At 68.9% G+C, this 2,018-nt stretch carries 3 protein-coding genes; 1 reads left to right on the top strand and 2 read right to left on the bottom strand.

Annotated elements, in window-relative coordinates:
* The coding region (locus tag V7Q31_RS18960) for a M16 family metallopeptidase (protein WP_333835393.1) at window positions 1–481 on the bottom strand (481 nt) is incomplete at its 3' end.
* A 98-nt stretch (window positions 482–579) separates the two neighbouring features.
* Window positions 580–1,176, bottom strand: coding sequence for an HD family hydrolase (locus V7Q31_RS18955; RefSeq protein ID WP_333835392.1), 597 nt, complete (start codon window positions 1,174–1,176; stop codon window positions 580–582).
* A gap of 153 nt (window positions 1,177–1,329) precedes the next feature.
* Here V7Q31_RS18955 and V7Q31_RS18950 point away from each other — a divergent pair.
* On the top strand, window positions 1,330–2,018 hold a 689-nt coding region (locus V7Q31_RS18950), incomplete at its 3' end, for an adenosylhomocysteinase (RefSeq protein WP_333835391.1).

The raw sequence follows: 2,018 nt of genomic DNA, 5'->3' as shown, positions 1-2,018 counted from the left end.
CGGGGTCGTTGTCGGTGCGCTGGCTGCGCTCCTCGAGGATCACGTCGCGCTCGGTGGCGACGGCGTTCTCGGAGAGGACCAGATTGCGCATCCGGTCGGCCTCCATGCGCATCACCGCCTCCAGCCGGTCGGCGGCGATGCGCTGGAAATAGGCGGTGTAGTCGCGCGCGGTGAAGGCGTTGTCCTGCCCGCCCTGCTCGGCGACGAGCTTGGAGAACGCGCCTTCGGGGATCGTCTCGGTCCCCTTGAACATCAGATGTTCGAGGAAATGCGCGATGCCCGACTTGCCCGCCGGCTCGTCCGCCGCGCCGACGCGATACCAGACCATATGCGTGACGACCGGGGCGCGGCGATCCTCGATCACCACCGCGTCCATGCCGTTCTCAAGCGTGAAGGTCGTCACTTTCGGCTGAGCCAGCGCGGCGAGGGCGCCCAGAACGAGCGCCGCGCAAGCCAGCGCGGCGGAGCGGAGAAAGACCATGGCGTCGATGTCCCTGCTAGGCGCGTCGGTGCGCAGACGGTTCGATCCTGTGGCAAATAGCGCCGCTTTTGAGGCGCGCAAGCGACGGACCTGCGGCGTCAGAGCCCCGCCTCGGCGCCCAGCGCCGCGAAACGCGCCAGAAACCGCGCCTTCACCGCCATGTGCGGCGCGGGATCGAGGACCGTCTCGCGCCAGCCCTCGAAGCGGGGCCGCCCGAAGAAACGGTCGGCCTCCTCCGCCGAGAACCCGGCGAGCTGGGTCGCCTCCAACCATGCCGAAGCCCGGTCGGCCTGCTTGATCCGCTTCTTCAGCGCCGCGGACGGGGCCGCCGGCAGTCCGAAGCGCAGATGCGTCGCCGCCGCCAACCGCGCCTCGAATTCGCGATAGTCGAGCCCGAGCGCCGCCTTGAACGGCGAGATCATGTCGCCGACGACATATTCCGGGGCGTCGTGCAGCAGCGCGAGCAGCCGCTCGGCGGGCGTCGCCGGGCCTGCGCGCCCGAGGATGTCTTCGACGAGCAACGAGTGCTCGGCGACCGTGAACGGGTGCTCGCCCGAGGTCTGCCCGTTCCAGCGCGCGACCCGGCTGAGGCCATGCGCGATGTCCTCGATCTCGATGTCGAGCGGCGCGGGATCGAGCAGGTCGAGCCTGCGCCCCGAGAGCATCCGCTGCCACGCCCGCGCCTGTTTCGGCATCGCCCCCTCCGCCCGGTTCGCGGGCCGGATCGCGGGTAGGCGATCATCCGCCGCGTGTAAAGCGGGGGCCGCTCGCTTGCCCGTCCGCCGACGCGCTGCTATGTCGCGCCGCAACGCGCGGGGTTTTTCCCGCGCTCCGCTTAGGAGCGTTCCATGACCGATTACGCCGTCGCCGACATCTCCCTCGCCGATTACGGTCGCAAGGAAATCGTCATCGCCGAAACCGAGATGCCCGGGCTGATGGCGTGCCGCGAGGAGTTCGGCCAGTCGCAGCCGCTGAAGGGCGCCCGGATCACCGGCTCGCTGCACATGACGATCCAGACGGCGGTGCTGATCGAGACGCTGAAAGTCCTCGGCGCCGACATCCGCTGGGCCTCGTGCAACATCTTTTCCACGCAGGACCATGCTGCGGCGGCCATCGCCGCGGGCGGCACGCCGGTCTTCGCGATCAAGGGCGAGAACCTCGAGGATTACTGGCGCTTCACCGACGCGATCTTCCAGTGGCCCGACGGCCAGCCCTCCAACATGATCCTTGACGACGGCGGCGACGCCACGATGTACATCCTGCTCGGCGCCCGCGCCGAGGCCGGCGAGGATGTGCTGTCGAGGCCCGGATCGGAGGAGGAGGAGTACCTCTTCGCCCAGATCAAGGCGCGGATGAAGGCCTCGCCCGGCTTCTTCGCCCGCCAGCGCGACGCCATCAAGGGCGTCACCGAGGAGACGACCACCGGCGTCAACCGTCTCTACCAGCTCGCCAAGGCGGGCCGCCTGCCCTTCCCCGCGATCAACGTCAACGACAGCGTCACCAAGTCGAAATTCGACAACAAGTACGGCTGCAAGGA

The organism is Rubrimonas sp. (assembly GCF_036788415.1).
GTDB lineage: Bacteria > Pseudomonadota > Alphaproteobacteria > Rhodobacterales > Rhodobacteraceae > Rubrimonas.
Note: the sequence above shows the minus strand (reverse complement) of the source record. Positions and strands in the feature narration are given on the sequence as shown.

What these genes read in the sequence shown, in the direction of transcription:
- V7Q31_RS18955 (WP_333835392.1), bottom strand. Translation starts at nt 1,176, where the DNA reads ATGCCGAAACAGGCGCGGGCGTGGCAGCGGATGCTCTCGGGGCGCAGG.